Consider the following 17,557-nt stretch of genomic DNA (forward strand, 5'->3'; position numbering starts at 1 on the left):
TCTTTTGTTTCTTCAACTTCTTTTGCCGGCTCTTTTTCTTCTTCTTTTGTTTCTTCAATTTCTTTTACCGGCTCTTTTTCTTCTTCTTTTGTTTCTTCAATTTCTTTTACCGGCTCTTTTTCTTCTTCTTTTTCCACTATATTCTGTATAACTGTTCCGTTAAACCTTATGCTAATTTCATCAGAATCTAAATCAAATTTATACACCTTTTCACCTGGGGTACTCCATTTTATTACTCCGTTATTAAACGTCCCTCCCTCACTTACCAATTGAATATTTTCAATACTTTCTCCTTCTAAATCATATACAGGAATTTGAATTTCTTCGTTTATTTTTGCATCATTTAAAATGATATTTTGTCTTCCAACATCAATTGTAAACCACTGACCTAATTGTATTAACGGCCTTACATCACGAATCTCATTTCCAGCTAGATTTAAGCTAAATAAGTTTAGCATGGAACCAATAACCGTTACATCTTTAATATGATTGTCCGCAAGATTTAACCACTGTAAATTTTCCAATGAAGATAGTGGTGTTATATCTTCAATTTGATTATGAGATACATTCACATTATTCAATTGTTTCAAGTTTGAGATGAACTCAATATTTTTCAGGCCTACTCCTTCTAAAGTAAGTTTTTCTAAATTCGTCATGTATTCTAAACCTGTTATATCTTTTATCTCATTTCCTTTTTCTTTAAGTATCTCTAATTTTTTAATCTGTAATAAATCTTCTTTTGTGATAGGAGCGTTTACATTCTCTCTACCTAAATTCTCTTTATTAATATGTTGTTGTAAAGTTTTATCGAGAATTACATTTTGACTTTCTTTTTGTTTTTCAACTATATTCTGTATAACCGTGCCATTAAATCTTATTTTACTTTCAGTAGAATTAGTATCTAGTTTAAATTCATATATTTTTTCTCCAGGACTATTCCATTTTATAAATCCGTTATTCAGAGTAGCCCCCTCACTTTGTAGATTAATATTTTGAAGTGGCTCTCCTTTAAGGTTGTATACTGGGATTTTTATTTCTTCATCTACACTTGCTTCATTTAAAAAGATTTTTTGTCTTTGAATGTCAATTGAAATTCGCTTACCTAATTCCTCAACAGGCCTTACGTCAGAAATTTCATTTGCTCCAAGATTTATCTCATGTAAATTTGTTAAGGTGCTCAGCGGCGATACATCAGAGATATAATTCTCTTCTAAATTCAGCACTTGTAAATTTCCTAATTGAGATAATGGTGATATATCTTTTATTTCACTATCAGAAATTTCTAGTTCAATAAGATTACTCATTTTACTAATAGATTCAACATTATTAATTTTATTGTTCCCTATCCATAATAGTTCCACATTATTTAATCGATCAATTCCCGTAAGATCACTGATTTGATTATTTGCTAAGTATAATTGTTTCATAGTTGATAATGTAAATAATGGCTGGATATCTTTAATGTTATTACCGATTAAATCTAATGTTTTAATTTTTTTCATTTTACTTAATGGTGTAAGATCAGAAATTTTATTATCTCTTAAAAAAAGCATATTAATATTCTCTAGCTGCTCAATTGGGTGAATACTTTCAATTGAATTAGACGTTAAATCAACGTACTTCAAACCTCTCAATTTCGAGATGGCTGATATGTCTTTTACATTAGACTCTCGTAACGTCAACTTCTCTAAATTTGTCATATACTCTAAACCAGTTATTTCATTTATTCCTTTACCAGAATAAATGGATAACGTTTTAATTTTTAATAAATCTTTCTTTGTGATTGGCGCATCAACATTATCTCTATCTAAGTTGTATTTATTAATATATTTTTGTAATTGCTTATCTAATATTACATTTCCGTTTTCATCTTGTTTCTCCTCTTTATTTTCCTTTTGTGCTTCTGGAACATCTTTATCTAAATTCAATGTATTTACTTCAAACTGTACTTGGTACTTATTGTCATAGGCCATTGTTGGAATATAAATATGCATTCGCATATTATACCTTTTTCCTAATTCCCCTACTTCAAACTGAATCACTTTCGTTCCATTTTTCTTTTTGTCTTCTGATATTACTTTCACATCATGAAACACACCTGGAGTGTGAATATCCTCTGTCTTCAAGTATTGAAAGAAATCACTATCACTTAACGTTGCTGTTACAATTTTCTTTCCATTCTCAATTGTTAATTTCGGATCCTTTATATAAACAGCTGCCATAGACTCTTCATTCGTTTTATCTTTATACGCTTTAATAACAGCGTCATATGTACCATCTTCTAAACCTTGTCCAGTTTTATTCGCCTCAATTGCTACTGCCGCTAAAGCAGGTGTTGAATACACAGCAAACGGAAGTGATAACGCCGCCGCTATAATCATTGCATTTATACGTTTTCTTTTATTTTGTTTCAACTTTACATCTCCTCCGAAATATATAATTCAAAATGTAATCATTTCTCGAATAAATGATAATGATTTTCATTATCATTGTCAACTGAAAAAATAAAAAGTTTACAAAAAAAGAACCTCTTTAAAAGAGGTTATGCCATTTTCTCACCTGATTCTTCTCTAAAAAAGCTTTTCATCGCATGAAATACGTCTGCTTTTTGCTTTAAAATATAGTATCTAAAGTTTTCATCTTTAATATTTTTATAGGCTGACATGAGTGTACTGTGGCGGTTGTACTGATTCACTTCCCCATACCCAAACATATTACACTTCTTCATTAGCTCTTCAACAAGTTTTACACATCTAGCATTATCTGATGTTAAATTATCACCATCTGAAAAATGGAATGGATAAATATTATAGCGGTCAGGTGAATATTTATTATCGATAAGTTCTAATGCTTTTTTATATACGGAAGAACATATTGTTCCGCCACTTTCTCCTTTTGAGAAAAATTCTTCTTCTGTAACGACTTTCGCTTCTGTATGATGAGCAATAAATTCAATATCAACTGTTTCATACTTTGTGCGTAAAAATCTTGTCATCCAGAAAAAGAAGCTACGTGCCATATATTTCTCCCATATTCCCATCGATCCACTCGTATCCATCATCGCTAATACAACAGCTTTTGAATCTGGCTTTAACACTTCATTCCAAGTGCGGAACTTTAAGTCTTCTTGATGAATCGGATGAAAAGATGCTTTACCACCCATCGCATTTCGTTTATATGCGGATATCATTGTTCTTTTCTTATCGATATTTCCCCATAATCCTGTTTTTCTAATGTCATTAAATTCAACATGTTCAATCCGGTTTTCATCCATTTCTTTTCTCTTTAAATTAGGCAGTTCTAACTCTCTGAAAAACGCTTGCTCTAATTCTAAAATAGAGACTTCAGCTTCATAGTAATCTTCCCCAGCTGCATCTCCTGCTCCTTGCCCTTTTCCTGGCCCTTTTTGTTTTTGACCACCTGATCCATCTCTCGCAACGACATCACCAACTTTGCTGTCACCGTTTCCTTGCCCAACATGTTTATTTTTATCATAATTGTATCTAATCTTATATTCATCTAGAGAACGAATTGGTATTTTTACAACATCCTTGCCATTAGACATAACTATACTTTCTTCTGTTACAAGATCGGGTAAATTATTCTTAATTGCCTCTTGTACTTTTTCTTGATGGCGCTGTTGGTCGTCATATCCTTTGCGATGGAGGGACCAGTTTTCCTGTGAAATCGTATAATTTGGTTGATTTTCTTCGCCCATTCCTTTCCCTCCTTACTGTAATTGTCTTCCTGTATGAACAGCAATCTATAAATTTTGTTCTGTAATATGCAAGCTAGAATATTTGAAAGGTAACTGCCCACAGAAAATCATCCCATAAACATTTATAACGTTTTTCATACAATACCCCGAGCATCCTAAACAAAATTTTGCCACTCACATAAATAGAAAGAAATATTCAGCCACTGATAAGAAAGAAACACAATGCATTGTTGCACACATTTTTACTTTGCAACATATTGTATTGTGTTGGCTTTTTTCGTATGAATGGTTGGTTACTCTATCATATGCATATTGTAAAAATAATTGACAATAAATTCATAAAATTGCATCTTAATTTATTACATTTGGACAAGGTATGACACTTTATACACATATGAACGGATAATAAAACGCTGTCCCGCAAAATACAAGAGACAGCGTTTTGTTATCAAACTATCTGTTTAACAAGCTACCTACATAGCGTAGTAATTCATTTGCTGAAGAAGAATTATAACCATGCTCATCAATTAAACGCGCAACAACATCATTGATTTTCTTAAGCTGATTTTCGTCCGGCGTTTTCGTTGATGTTGTAATTTTCACTATATCTTTTAAATCAGCAAATAGTTTTTTCTGAATCGCTTCACGAAGACGTTCATGTGAATTATAATCAAAGCGTTTTCCTTTACGGGCATAAGCAGAAATGCGAATTAAAATCTCTTCACGGAACGCTTTCTTAGCATTTTCTGAAATTCCAATTTGCTCTTCAATTGAGCGCATTAATTTTTCATCTGGACTCATTTCTTCTCCTGTTAACGGATCACGTAATTTCGATTTATTGCAGTACGCCTCAACGTTATCTAAGTAATTATCCATAAGCGTCTTAGCTGATTCTTCATATGAATAAACAAACGCTTTTTGTACTTCTTTCTTCGCGATTTCATCGTATTCTTTTCTCGCTAATGAGATGAAGTTCATGTAACGTTCACGGTCTTCATTACTAATGGATGGATGCTGATCTAGCCCATCTTTTAAAGATCTAAGTACATCTAACGCGTTAATAGATGGTACCTCTTTTCGAATGATTGTAGACGAAATTCGGTTAATGACATAACGAGGATCAATACCCTTCATACCTTCATCTTGATATTCGCGTTGTAATTCTTCTACATCAATCGCATTATAACCTTCTACCGTTTCTCCATCATACAAACGCATCTTTTTAATTAAATCAATATCCGGACGCTTCGGATCTTTTAAACGAGTTAAAATAGTGAACATTGCTGCAACGCGAAGTGTGTGTGGTGCAATGTGAACATTCGATACATCACTTTCACGAATCATTTTTTCATAAATATGTTCTTCTTCACTTACTCGTAAATTATAAGGAACTGGCATTACAATAATTCTTGAGTGCAATGCTTCATTTTTCTTATTTGCTATAAATGAGCGATACTCTGTTTCATTCGTATGCGCTACAATTAATTCATCTGCTGAAATAAGCGCAAATCTTCCCGCTTTGAAATTCCCTTCTTGCGTAAGCGATAATAAGTGCCATAAAAACTTCTCATCGCATTTTAACATCTCTTGGAACTCCATCATTCCTCGGTTTGCCTTATTTAATTCTCCATCAAATCGATACGCACGCGGATCTGATTCTGAACCATATTCTGCAATCGTAGAAAAGTCCAGACTACCTGTTAAATCTGCAATATCCTGTGATTTTGGATCAGACGGGCTAAATGTACCAATCCCTGTACGGCGATCTTCAGAGAAGAAAATACGCTCTACAACTACATCCTCAATTCTTGATCCGTATTCTTGCTCTAAACGCATGACATTTAGTGGTGATAAATTCCCTTCAATTCTAACCCCATACTCATCAAAGAAATCATCTCGTAAATGATGTGGAATTAAATGCAGTGGATCCTCGTGCATTGGGCATCCTTTAATTGCAAAAATTGCTCCGCGATCTGTTCTTGAATATGTTTCTAATCCTCGTTTCAACATTGTAACTAACGTTGATTTCCCTCCACTAACAGGACCCATTAATAATAAAATTCTTTTTCTAACATCTAATCGTTTTGCAGATGGATGAAAATATTCCTCTACAAGACGTTCTAGAGCATCCTCTAATCCAAAGAGCTGATTACTAAAGAAGTTATACTTTCTTCTACCATCAACTTCTTCAATTCCAGCGTCTTTTATCATATTGTAAATGCGAGAGTGTGCTGTTTGAGCCACCCATGGTCTTTCTTTCACAAGCTCCAAATACTCCGCAAACGTACCTTCCCATTGTAAACGTTCTTCTGCTGCTCGATGCTGTTCAATCTTTTTTAGAATATCCATTATAGCTCCTCCCCCATCTCCTTGTTCAATCGGATTATTATAAAAGGTATGCTAGGATGTCCTTAAACATTCTTTAAATCAAAACGAAATATATAATAGCACGCTAAAATTCTCTCCAAAATCCAAAGAAAATTCTGTATAATATAGGTATTAACATTTTTACACTGCTATTCATTATAAATAAATTCTTTTCTTCTAAGAACCTTACATACATTTTGGATAATAAATAAAACTCATAAACCGAAAACAGTAAGGAGGATATTAGTATGAAATTATTATTAATTTTAGGTGTATCACTCACATTTCTTACAGCTATTTTTACATCCGGTTACAATGACAAACCAGGTACACATAAAAAATGATGTGCTTTTAGCACATCATTTTTTTATTTATAATACATATTTTCCATATCATATTTGGATAGTGGTCGGCTATAATAATAACCTTGTACAAGCTTCACATTCTTTTCTTTCAAAAACTGTATTTGCTCCTTTTTTTCTACTCCTTCTGCAATTATATTCAATTCTAAAGTATGAGCTAAATGAATAATTGCAGCTGTAATATTCGTATCACGTTCATCTATATGTATACCTTCCATAAAAGAACGATCAATTTTTAAAGTATCAATTGGATATGTTTTTAAATAACTTAAAGATGAATAGCCTGTTCCAAAATCATCTAAATGAATCTTTAAATTTTGTTCTTTTAATTGTAGTAACACTCTCTTTGATATATCTTTATGTATAAGAGCTCCTTCTGTAACCTCTATCGCTAATAAATGAGCTGATACATTGTACTTATTTAAAGCCCGTGTAATCATCTCTATTAATGTAATAGAACGAAAGTGTCTAGCTGAAATATTAACCGCAATTGGGACCACTTCATATCCTTTATTTAACCATTCGCGCAGTTGCTGACACACTTGATTTACTACCCATTCATCGAGCTTAATAATAAATCCTGTTCTTTCTGCCAACGGAATAAATTGGTTTGGAGAAACAAATCCTAATTCCTTATTCTCCCACCTTATTAAAGCTTCCATACTAGCTATTTTTTTCGTTTCAATATTAATTTGTGGCTGATAATATAAGAAAAATTCATTTTTTTCTATAGCACGATGTAACTGGTTTTCTATTATAAACCTTTGTTCACGCTCACAGTCTAATCCACTACAATAAAAATGATAATGTCCTTTTCCTTTTTCTTTTGCTTTTTCTAAAGCAGCATCGACCCTCTGAAATAGTATTTTTTCATCTTCTCCATCTGCTGGAGCCATTACAATTCCAATTGATGCACTTAAATATACATCTTCTTCTTCGATTACAAAATATTCACTAATATTTTTCAGTATGCTTTTTGCAACTTCCTCTACATATTCTTTCTTTATATTTTCTATCAACATAACAAATTGATCATCGTGTTCTCTAAATAAGTGCATACCTTCTATTTTTAGATTGCTTAAACATTCTGTAACTTTTTGTAATACTTTATCTCCCTCTTTATGACCAAATGTATCATTAATACGATGAAACTCATCTAAATCTATAAATACAAGCGCAAAATTTACACTCTCATTTAAAAAAGTATTTAACTTATTTGTACATGAAATTCTATTCATTAATCCCGTTAACTGGTCATAGTAAGCTAAATATTTTGTTCGCATTTCGTTTAATACTTGCCTTGTAACATCTCTCGTAACAATATAAATCCCAACAATTTCACCGTTCACAATAATCGGGATAGTTCTCAAAGAAATATATAGCTCGTACCCTTCTTTATGAACATATTTCTTTGAAACAATTTGTTTTGCTTTTCCTTGCATCGATCCCTTAAATATAATTTGAAAATCTTTTTCATATTCTTTATTAATGAATTCAAAAATAAATTTATTATTTAATTCCTCATACCGGTATCCAAATATTTCATACGTTGCCGGATTTGCATATGTAACTCTCCCTATAGAATCTATAGATATAATTGAGTCATTATTATATTCCAGTAACGACTTAAATAACATTTGTTTTTCCTCTATCTTTGTCTTCTCCTCAATTTGAGCTGTAATATCTCTTGTAATGCAAATAACAAATTGACATATTCCTTCTTCGTCGCAGACAGGATTAAGTGAAGATTCATAATGTATCTCACCTTTTGGTAAATTGACTACATCACAAAAGGTGTGTGCTTTCGCTTCTCTCACTACTTTTGCATATTGCCTTTGCAATATCCCCGCTATATCTTTTGGTAATACTTCTGCAAAAGTTTTTCCATAGCACTCTTCGCTTAACCTAGCATAATCCATTCCTATTTTATTCACATACATATATTGAAACGTTTCATTATCAATAACTTTCAATATGAATACTAAATCTTGAATAGCATGTAATAATCCTTGTCTAATTAAATCCATATCTATCATACTTAAAAAGGTATTTTGATTACTATATTCTTCCTTCATATTTATCTCAACCCGTCTTATCTATTTTTAATCATATATCCCATTCTATATGATTATGTCCTCTCTTTTAAATGTATGATTATATATTATTTTTATTTTATAAAAAAAAGTCGCCATATGGCGACTTTTAATAAACGATTTCTAAATCTAATCCAGGGTAATTTTGTTGACGGAACGCTTCATAAATTAAAATTGCTGCTGTATTAGATAAATTTAATGAACGTACTTTATCTGTCATTGGAATACGTAAACAATGATCAAAGTTTTCTTCGATTACATTAGCTGGTAAGCCGTTTGTTTCTCTTCCAAATACAAAATAGTAATCCTTCTCACGCTTGCTATAGTCAAACGCTGTATGAGCTTTCTCGCCATACTTTGTTAAATAGAAGAATTCACCGTCTTTATTTTTTTCATAAAATTCTTCAATTGAATCATAATACGTAATTTTTACGTGCTGCCAATAATCTAATCCTGCACGCTTTAACATTTTATCATCCGTTGAAAATCCAAGCGGTCTAATCAAATGTAATTCTGTTCCAGTTGCTGCACAAGTACGAGCAATATTCCCTGTATTTGCTGGAATTTCTGGCTGATATAAAACAACATGTACTCCCACGCGATATTCACCTCTGTTTTTTGTCTACTACGTATTATACCACTTGAGCGAAAAATCTCTACCCATTAATAATATGAAAGAATTTATATTTCATTTGTGGTGTATATTTACTAGAGTCTTCATAGTTCCAATAACGTCGACGGCTATTCGCTGAATGTGCATTTACAAGCGGCATACCATCTGCATCTTTTGCTACTACAATCGTCGTATGATTCCATCTTCCGTCATCCTCGAAATCATAAGCAATGACATCTCCAAGAATAAGTTCTTCTGGCCTCTCTACCGCCTCTGCTCGAAGTCCTGTTGTAGCACCTGACAAATACCAATAAAAAGAATGTGCAACAGCCCAGCTCCAACTCCACTGATTCTCCCTTTGCCACCATCCTTTACGAATATTAGGATACCCGTTCATAGGTACTTCTCCAGTATGAAGACATTGAGAAATGAAATTCGTACAATTATCAGGGAAATTACGATACATAGGATTCCGGTCATCCCACCAACGCTCTGCATATTTCACTGCCTCTAAACGATTATACTGATAAGAACCGTACTTCTCTTTCGTAATATCCCTTTCTAATGTCTCACCCATTCTAATTTCTTCTGACACTTCAATAGCAGAATCGCCTATAATTCGACTATTATTTAAACAAACTCTTCGTTTTAATTGTTCCTCTTCAATATAAAATAATTCTTTATGCTTAATTAAATATTTAAAATGTATTTGATAATCAATTTCTTGATGGTCATTACTATTTAATTGTCTAATGAAAGAAACATCCGCAGTTGCTTTCACTATATGTGCACTACGCCTTTGAAACAATTGTTTCTTTCTCAGTGCCATTTGTAGTAAATCCTCAGCAATACCATCCACATTCGTTCTTTTCTCCGTTATATATGCTAAAAATTGTTGTACTTGGTTTTCAATCTTCGTTTTTACAACCATTCTGTCTCCCTCCCATATTACAATATGAAAAAGGGAAATATTATCTACTCTTTTTTCTGTGCTAACAATTCAAGCCCGCGATTCATTTCATGAAGCACTTCTTCATCTTTCTCACGTTCCATCGCTTTCTCAATCGCTTCGCCTACTCCATCTCCGCCAATTTTCCCAAGTGCCCATGCTGCCGTTCCGCGTAGTACCGGTCTTGGGTCATCTTTCATAACACCAATTAAATCTGGAATTGCCGATGCTTCTTTAAAATGTGCTAATGCTAAAATCGCATTTCTTTGCAGTGGCTTTTTCCCTCTCCATGACCCTGACATAATCCCATATTTCTCTTTAAAATCACGATTACTAATTGTTAAAAGTGGCGTTAATAATGGTTTAACTAGCTCAGGATCCGGCTCCATCTCAGGATGATTATGAAAATCCATTCCTTTGTTTTTCGGACAAACAGTCTGACACGTATCACATCCATATATGCGATTTCCTATTTTATCGCGATATTCTTCAGGTAGGAATCCTTTCGTTTGTGTTAAAAACGCAATGCACTTCTTCGAATCTAACTGTCCCCCCTGTATTAAAGCACCGGTAGGGCAAATATCGATACATTTCGTACAGCCTCCGCATTGATCTTCTATCGGCTTATCTGGCGGGAATGGAACATTTGTAATCATTTCCCCTAAGTATACGTACGAACCAAATTCAGGTGTAATAATAGAGCAGTTTTTACCGCTCCATCCAATACCAGCACGCTCTGATACAGCTCGATCACTTAATTCACCTGTATCAACCATGGACTTCACTTCTATATCGGGAAGTTTTTCAATTAAATATGCCTCTAATTTTTTCAAACGATCTCGTAAAACAAGATGATAATCTTGTCCCCAAGAAGCACGACAAAAAATCCCACGGCGTTCTCCACGCTTACTTAATGGTGCATTTTTTAATTTTGAAGGATATGCTAAAGCAATCGCAATAATTGATTTAGCACCCGGTAATAACAGTTGCGGATTCGTTCTCTTCTCTATATCAGGCTCTTCAAATCCAGATTGATAATTTAATTGTTGTTGCTGGATTAAGCGCTGCTTTAATTCCTCAAAAGGAGAAGCGCTCGCAAAGCCTATTTTATCTATGCCAATTGTTTTACTATACGCAATTACATCTTGCTTTAATTGTTCAAAATCCACTCTTAATCGCCTCCTCAGATGAATCCACCCCTTATGTAACCACTCTATTGGTTAGTAATTCACGTTTGGAATACTATCATTTACTTCTATTTTCGCATGTAATTATATTTTTCAAACATTAAAAAACGCAATGCCTCGTTTATCTCGGAAACGAAACACTGCGTTGATCACAATTTATAGAAAAACTTTTAATAAAATTTGGAGCGGGTGAAGAGAATCGAACTCTCGACCAGAGCTTGGAAGGCTCTTGTTTTACCACTAAACTACACCCGCAAATATGAATTACATATAAGATATTAGAATAACTTATGTAAAATAGTATAGCATGTAAAAAAAGTAGAGGCAAGAATTTTATCGAAAAAAGTCGAAAAAGTGATGAGAGACCTCATCACTTTTTCAATTCTTTATCAATTGCCTTTTTCATACTATCAAAATCAGGATTTGCAAGATTTCCGTTTACATATACAGAAGGAGCACCTTGAACTTTTAATTTTTGAGCACGATCTGAATCTTTACTTACTTTTTCTTTAATGTCTTTACTGTGTAAATCTTTCTTAAATTGCTCTACATCAACTTTTGGAAGTTTCTCTTTCACAATGCTAAGAAGCAAATCTTCTGTAATCCATTCTTCCGTATCTTTCTTTTGATTTTGATAAATCTCATCATAGAAAATCCAGAATGAATCTTTATCTTGTTTATAAATTGCTTCACCAGCTGCTGCACCTAAATCTGAGTCTTTTCCGATAAATGGGAAGTTAATAAAGTATAACTGCACTTTGCCTTTATCAATATACTCTTCTTTTAATCGAGGTAATACTGTTACATCCCAAGTACGACAAGCAGGACATTTAAAGTCTCCAAATTCAACTACCTTAACTGGAGCATCATCTTTCCCTAAAGATTGTTGCGTAGAATAAGCAAACATCTCATTCCCTTTATCTTTTTTGTCATTTATGATGCTATACGCAATTGTTCCAATTACAATCAATACTGCGATAGAAAAAACTATACCAAGAGCCATGAGTTTATTTGATTTCATATACATTCCTCTTTAAATTCATATTCTGTATACAGCATTGTACACAATACACATAATATCAACACTTATATACGTCACGCAATGAACACGCTCACATAAATTACAAAAACACAATAATTGTGACGATATTGTGTCACAATTTGTCACAATTTATTCAAAAAAAGAAGCTCCTCTGTAGGAACTTCTCTTAACTTACTGCTTTTTTACGCGCGCTATTTAACATCGACTGCTCTATTTTTATATCATGACGAATTACCAATTTCTCACTAACTGCTTGAACATACTCATCATGGCTTATATAGCCTTCTTTCTCCATTAGTCTCAAAACGACATTACGTCTCTCTACTGCTTTATCATAATTTTGGGCAGGTGAGTAATAAGCAGGTGCTTTTACTACAGCAGCCATCATTGCACTTTCAGCCAACGTTAATTGGTTCACCTTTTTACCGAAGTAAAGGTTTGCTGCTTTTTCAATTCCCCATGCTCCTTCTCCATAATAAATATTACTTACATATAATTTTAATATTTCATCCTTCGTAAATGTGCGTTCAATTTTTTTCGTATAAAAAATCTCTTTCCACTTCCGAGAAAATGTACGTTCATTCGTTAAAAAGGCATTTTTAGATAGCTGCTGTGTAATTGTGCTTCCTCCTTGCACGACACCACCAGCCTTTATATTCTCAACAGAGGCCCTAATAATTGCTATATAATCTAAACCGTTATGATGATAAAATCTTTTATCTTCTGTCGCAATAAATGCATGTGTTAATGATTCTGGCACCTCTAACTTAGCCGGTACATGTAATTTACTAATATCACTTTTCTCAATCATTACATTTCCAATGAATAATAACGTACAACTTAACAATAATAATAATATAATGGCTTTATAAAAAAGTTTAGTCATTGGATTTAATGCAACTTTTTGATGATAGTTCACCCTAGATAATACTCGTTCTTTCATCTTGAACACCTCTTTTCCACACAGCATATAACTCTTACTTTAAGAATACATTGTTGTAAAAAAATATCCCATCGATTTCTCTTACACGTACCTTACATCATTGTAAGGTATAAAGTGAAACTTTAATCGGCCCTCATTAATCAAGCTTACTGCCCAGCAAATAGTTGGATAAAAAAGTATTGTATCACAGTCTTTTTTTATCTACTATTCATCTGAAATATTGAATATAGGTTATGTTAAAGTACGAATAACCAATAAAAGAGAAACCCTTAAGACTATTATATTTTCACTTTACACTTTAATTATATCATCTACAAATATATATACTTTTGACTATCTAGTAATCTAAATGTATATAACATATAGATTTATTATACAGAACAAACGTTCCTAAAATCAATACTAGTGCTATTATTATTTTGACCTTTTTCTTAAACAGTATACAAAAAAAGAGTAGTGATTCGAATGTATCTCAAATCGGCTACTCTTTTCTTTACAATCTTCCTATTAAATTATACGGCTGTACTTCCCACGTTTCATACGGAATAAAATGTGTTGCTCTCATTGCATCAAGCGTTCTAGATTTCATATGAGGACGCGTTATATACTCATCTATGTTCTCTTCATTTAAATCAACAAATTTAGCCTCTTGTATTTCTTCAGGTTGAATTTTTATTTCACCACTTATATATGCTACTTTAAAAACGACAGCTAGAATATGCATAGAAGTATTATAATAAACGCCTGTAATTCCAATAGGCTTCACCGTTAACCCTGTTTCCTCTTTTATTTCCCTACAGACAGCTTGATCGAGCGCTTCGCCTTCTTCTACCTGTCCTCCTGGCAACTCCCACGTATCAGCTCGCCAGTGCACTTTTGTTAATAACACTTCATTTTTTTCATTTGTTAAATAACCTGCTACAGCAACGATATGCTTTGGTGTCTTATGTTCCATATTAAGCCTCCTAGAGATAATGAATATTTTATATATCCCTATAATCATATTCCCTACCTACAACAAAATACCTTTAATACTTCATCACCTTAATTAACTTCATAAAAAAGACCCTATCCGCTAAGCGAAAAGGGTCATCTATCGTATTACTCTCCTAAGTCTACGTTGTGATAAACTTGTTGAACATCTTCTAAATCTTCTAATGCATCAACCATTTTCTCAAATTGTGCTTGAGCATCTTCAGGAAGTGTTACATCACTTTGTGCAAGCATTGTTAATTCTGCAACTGTAAACTCCTCAACGCCAGCACCTTTAAGTGCAGATTGTACTGCATGAAATTGATCTGGTTCAGCATACACGATAACAGAATCTTCTTCTTCTAGAATGTCACGTGCATCTACATCTGCTTCCATTAAAATTTCAAGAACTTCATCTGATGTTTTACCTTCAAGGCCGATAACAGCTGTCGCATCAAACATGTAAGCTACAGAACCGTTCACACCCATATTACCACTGTTTTTGCTAAATGCAGCTCGTACATCTGCTGCAGTACGGTTTACGTTATTTGTAAGTGTATCTACAATAACCATAGCTCCATTTGGTCCGAATCCTTCATAACGAAGCTCGTCATAATTTTCTTCTGAACCGCCTTTTGCTTTTTCAACTGCACGATCAATAATTGTTCTTGGAACATTGTATGTTTTCGCACGCTCTAATACAACTCTTAGTGCTTGGTTTGATTCTGGATCTGGCTCGCCTTGTTTTGCTGCCACATAAATTTCACGCCCAAATTTCGCGTATATACGGCTTGTATTTGCATCTTTTGATGCTTTTTTGTCTTTAATATTGTTCCATTTACGGCCCATACTTTCCACTCTCTTTCCCGTTTTAAATCTACATAAAAATATTAATATGAAATATAATGTGTGTTCAACACATTTTTAAAAGAAATATAAAAAGTTCATTTTTGATTCATATTACAGACATAATATAAATCACTATCATTTTGTTCTTTCGACAAGTTATATTATACATGAATTCCTACGTTTATTACGAATTTTAGAAGCACATAGTATAACTTAACAAAAAGACTCTAACATTTCTGTTACAGTCTTTTTATATTGCCAATAAAGATTTCCATATTATTCCCATAATTGTTTTCTATTGTTGTATAATAAAAATAGGAAAAAATTTGAAGGAAAGATAGAAGGTGAATTATGACACATTCAAAAGACAAAAAATCACATGCTTTTAAAGGAATAGGAGAGAAGTTAAACCCAACTATCTATCAAGTGAGATTCATGAAATTAGATGAACCAATTCGATTTGAGTCGTTTCCTGAATTAAAGGAATTAGGAGACTGGTTGAGTACTTCAACGCACATGTGGTCATGCCACTCAACTATGTACAAATACAACAGAGAAGAGTTTGAAAAGAAGTTCTTAGAAATTACGAAATTAACAGCTGATCATGTACTAATATCTACTGGTGGCGTCGGATTTAACTTCATGTCACCAGGTTGGAGAAATTCTCTATAAAATAATGAAATTATATAAAGGGATAAAAATTTATCCCTTTATTGTTTTGTAGCTTTCCCCAACTGTATCGCATGTACTAAATGAATAAGTTTACCTTAATCATTTATAAGCATTTCACCAACACACCATTTTTGCTTATTTTATAGTATGATGAAAACATAAAAAGACTCTACACATTTGGTGTAGAGTCTTTTATTACGCCGTTCATGATACCGATGGTCGGGGTCGAACCGACACTCCCGAAGGAACACGATTTTGAGTCGTGCGCGTCTGCCAATTCCGCCACATCGGCACAAAAGAAAAGGCGGCAACCGGATTTGAACCGGTGATAAAGGTTTTGCAGACCTCTGCCTTGCCACTTGGCTATCCCGCCATATCAAATTTAATTGGAGCGGAAGACGGGATTCGAACCCGCGACCCCAACCTTGGCAAGGTTGTATTCTACCACTGAACTACTTCCGCAAGACATGTATGAGTTATTTGATTGAAAGAGCGCGTGACGGAGTCAAAGTCCGTTGCCTTACCGCTTGGCTATAGCCCATCGAATTCTTACTTAATTATATGTAAGTATCCATTAGATTATTTGTAATTTTTAAAATAAAAATGGGGCGACTGATGGGAATCGAACCCACGAATGCCGGAGCCACAATCCGGTGCGTTAACCACTTCGCCACAACCGCCATGTTGTGTAAATATATTTGGCAGGGGCAGTAGGAATCGAACCCACACTGGAGGTTTTGGAGACCTCAGTTCTACCTTTAAACTATGCCCCTATGTAAATGGTGGAGGGGGGCAGATTCGAACTGCCGAACCCGAAGGAGCGGATTTACAGTCCGCCGCGTTTAGCCACTTCGCTACCCCTCCGAAACTTACATGGTGCCGGCTAGAGGACTTGAACCCCCAACCTACTGATTACAAGTCAGTTGCTCTACCAATTGAGCTAAGCCGGCGTATTTTATTAAAATAAATGGTGGCTCGGGACGGAATCGAACCGCCGACACGAGGATTTTCAGTCCTCTGCTCTACCGACTGAGCTACCGAGCCTTATTAAAATGGCGGTCCCGACCGGGGTCGAACCGGCGATCTCCTGCGTGACAGGCAGGCATGTTAACCACTACACCACGGGACCATTTGGTTGCGGGGACAGGATTTGAACCTGCGACCTTCGGGTTATGAGCCCGACGAGCTACCGTGCTGCTCCACCCCGCGATAATACTATTCATATAAAATTTATATGGTGGAGGATGACGGGATCGAACCGCCGACCCCCTGCTTGTAAGGCAGGTGCTCTCCCAGCTGAGCTAATCCTCCAAAGTGGTGACCCGTACGGGATTCGAACCCGTGTTACCGCCGTGAAAGGGCGGTGTCTTAACCACTTGACCAACGGGCCAAATATTATAAATCCTATGGCGGAGAGCAAGGGATTCGAACCCTTGATACGCTTGTGACGTATACACGATTTCCAATCGTGCTCCTTCGGCCAACTCGGACAGCTCTCCAATGGCTCCGCAGGTAGGAATCGAACCTACGACCGATCGGTTAACAGCCGATAGCACTACCGCTGAGCTACTGCGGAATAATATTGCTTGGCGACGTCCTACTCTCACAGGGACAAGGTCCCAACTACCATCGGCGCTAGAGAGCTTAACTTCCGTGTTCGGTATGGGAACGGGTGTGACCTCTCTGCCATCATTACCAGACATTATTCTTTTGAGACAATCATTATTATAACTTATTTACTTTAAAAGTCAACAAGTTTTTTATGTTCTCTCAAAACTAGATAACATTGC

General features: G+C 34.5%; 12 protein-coding genes, 15 tRNA genes and 1 rRNA gene. 1 reads left to right on the forward strand and 27 read right to left on the reverse strand.

The features are described from left to right. From DN401_RS11065 to DN401_RS11120, 12 genes are all read right to left on the reverse strand, one after another. The coding region (locus tag DN401_RS11065; protein WP_255481278.1) for a leucine-rich repeat domain-containing protein at nucleotides 1-2,414 on the reverse strand (2,414 nt) is incomplete at its 3' end. Between the two features lie 128 nt (nucleotides 2,415-2,542). Beyond that, a complete protein-coding gene (gene yhbH / locus DN401_RS11070) occupies nucleotides 2,543-3,718 on the reverse strand; it encodes a sporulation protein YhbH (protein WP_000503517.1) in 1,176 nt (391 codons plus the stop codon). Nucleotides 3,719-4,171: 453 nt separating this feature from the next. After that, the gene (locus tag DN401_RS11075) at nucleotides 4,172-6,067 is read right to left on the reverse strand and encodes a PrkA family serine protein kinase (RefSeq protein WP_000353273.1); all 1,896 of its coding nucleotides are present in this window, start codon (nucleotides 6,065-6,067) and stop codon (nucleotides 4,172-4,174) included. A gap of 385 nt (nucleotides 6,068-6,452) precedes the next feature. After that, complete coding sequence (locus DN401_RS11080; RefSeq protein ID WP_000657174.1) at nucleotides 6,453-8,522, reverse strand: sensor domain-containing protein; 2,070 nt, start codon at nucleotides 8,520-8,522, stop codon at nucleotides 6,453-6,455. Between the two features lie 127 nt (nucleotides 8,523-8,649). Beyond that, nucleotides 8,650-9,138, reverse strand: a complete 489-nt coding sequence (gene trmL, locus DN401_RS11085) for a tRNA (uridine(34)/cytosine(34)/5-carboxymethylaminomethyluridine(34)-2'-O)-methyltransferase TrmL (RefSeq protein ID WP_000538147.1) — start codon at nucleotides 9,136-9,138, stop codon at nucleotides 8,650-8,652. A gap of 58 nt (nucleotides 9,139-9,196) precedes the next feature. Continuing rightward, the gene (locus DN401_RS11090) at nucleotides 9,197-10,084 is read right to left on the reverse strand and encodes an amidase domain-containing protein (protein WP_000260591.1); all 888 of its coding nucleotides are present in this window, start codon (nucleotides 10,082-10,084) and stop codon (nucleotides 9,197-9,199) included. 44 nt (nucleotides 10,085-10,128) lie between these two features. Continuing rightward, a complete protein-coding gene (gene queG, locus DN401_RS11095; protein WP_000345206.1) occupies nucleotides 10,129-11,271 on the reverse strand; it encodes a tRNA epoxyqueuosine(34) reductase QueG in 1,143 nt (380 codons plus the stop codon). A 199-nt stretch (nucleotides 11,272-11,470) separates the two neighbouring features. Beyond that, nucleotides 11,471-11,544 (reverse strand) — tRNA-Gly (locus DN401_RS11100). 115 nt (nucleotides 11,545-11,659) lie between these two features. After that, on the reverse strand, nucleotides 11,660-12,310 hold the full coding sequence (locus tag DN401_RS11105; RefSeq protein ID WP_000841307.1) for a DsbA family protein: 651 nt from the start codon (nucleotides 12,308-12,310) through the stop codon (nucleotides 11,660-11,662). 187 nt (nucleotides 12,311-12,497) lie between these two features. Then, nucleotides 12,498-13,274, reverse strand: a complete 777-nt coding sequence (locus tag DN401_RS11110; protein WP_000664715.1) for a transglycosylase domain-containing protein — start codon at nucleotides 13,272-13,274, stop codon at nucleotides 12,498-12,500. 493 nt (nucleotides 13,275-13,767) lie between these two features. Continuing rightward, entirely contained in the window at nucleotides 13,768-14,229 is a 462-nt protein-coding gene (locus DN401_RS11115) for an NUDIX hydrolase (RefSeq protein ID WP_000400455.1), read from the reverse strand. 146 nt (nucleotides 14,230-14,375) lie between these two features. Then, nucleotides 14,376-15,095: a YebC/PmpR family DNA-binding transcriptional regulator gene (locus tag DN401_RS11120; protein ID WP_000532952.1), complete on the reverse strand. Its 720-nt coding sequence runs from the start codon at nucleotides 15,093-15,095 to the stop codon at nucleotides 14,376-14,378. Between the two features lie 351 nt (nucleotides 15,096-15,446). On the opposite strand from DN401_RS11120, the gene DN401_RS11125 reads away from it, so the two are divergent. Continuing rightward, nucleotides 15,447-15,767: a DUF3884 family protein gene (locus tag DN401_RS11125; RefSeq protein ID WP_000149743.1), complete on the forward strand. Its 321-nt coding sequence runs from the start codon at nucleotides 15,447-15,449 to the stop codon at nucleotides 15,765-15,767. A 210-nt stretch (nucleotides 15,768-15,977) separates the two neighbouring features. Here DN401_RS11125 and DN401_RS11130 read toward each other — a convergent pair. From DN401_RS11130 to rrf, 15 genes are all read right to left on the reverse strand, one after another. Further along, a tRNA-Leu gene (locus DN401_RS11130) sits at nucleotides 15,978-16,059 on the reverse strand. Nucleotides 16,060-16,069: 10 nt separating this feature from the next. Then, a tRNA-Cys gene (locus DN401_RS11135) sits at nucleotides 16,070-16,140 on the reverse strand. 14 nt (nucleotides 16,141-16,154) lie between these two features. Then, nucleotides 16,155-16,229 (reverse strand) — tRNA-Gly (locus DN401_RS11140). Nucleotides 16,230-16,371: 142 nt separating this feature from the next. Beyond that, nucleotides 16,372-16,447, reverse strand: a tRNA-His gene (locus DN401_RS11145). Nucleotides 16,448-16,466: 19 nt separating this feature from the next. After that, nucleotides 16,467-16,540, reverse strand: a tRNA-Trp gene (locus DN401_RS11150). Nucleotides 16,541-16,547: 7 nt separating this feature from the next. Next, nucleotides 16,548-16,631: transfer RNA gene (locus tag DN401_RS11155), tRNA-Tyr, on the reverse strand. A 10-nt stretch (nucleotides 16,632-16,641) separates the two neighbouring features. Then, nucleotides 16,642-16,717, reverse strand: a tRNA-Thr gene (locus DN401_RS11160). Between the two features lie 18 nt (nucleotides 16,718-16,735). Further along, a tRNA-Phe gene (locus DN401_RS11165) sits at nucleotides 16,736-16,811 on the reverse strand. A 9-nt stretch (nucleotides 16,812-16,820) separates the two neighbouring features. Next, nucleotides 16,821-16,896: transfer RNA gene (locus tag DN401_RS11170), tRNA-Asp, on the reverse strand. 3 nt (nucleotides 16,897-16,899) lie between these two features. Continuing rightward, nucleotides 16,900-16,976: transfer RNA gene (locus tag DN401_RS11175), tRNA-Met, on the reverse strand. Between the two features lie 26 nt (nucleotides 16,977-17,002). Then, a tRNA-Val gene (locus DN401_RS11180) sits at nucleotides 17,003-17,078 on the reverse strand. A gap of 4 nt (nucleotides 17,079-17,082) precedes the next feature. Next, a tRNA-Glu gene (locus tag DN401_RS11185) sits at nucleotides 17,083-17,157 on the reverse strand. A 17-nt stretch (nucleotides 17,158-17,174) separates the two neighbouring features. Next, a tRNA-Ser gene (locus DN401_RS11190) sits at nucleotides 17,175-17,266 on the reverse strand. Nucleotides 17,267-17,268: 2 nt separating this feature from the next. Continuing rightward, a tRNA-Asn gene (locus DN401_RS11195) sits at nucleotides 17,269-17,343 on the reverse strand. 8 nt (nucleotides 17,344-17,351) lie between these two features. Continuing rightward, nucleotides 17,352-17,467, reverse strand: a 5S ribosomal RNA gene (rrf, locus tag DN401_RS11200). Nucleotides 17,468-17,557: the final 90 nt, after the last annotated feature.

Origin of the sequence: Bacillus sp. BF2-3, from assembly GCF_008368795.1 — a bacterium.
GTDB lineage: Bacteria > Bacillota > Bacilli > Bacillales > Bacillaceae_G > Bacillus_A > Bacillus_A cereus.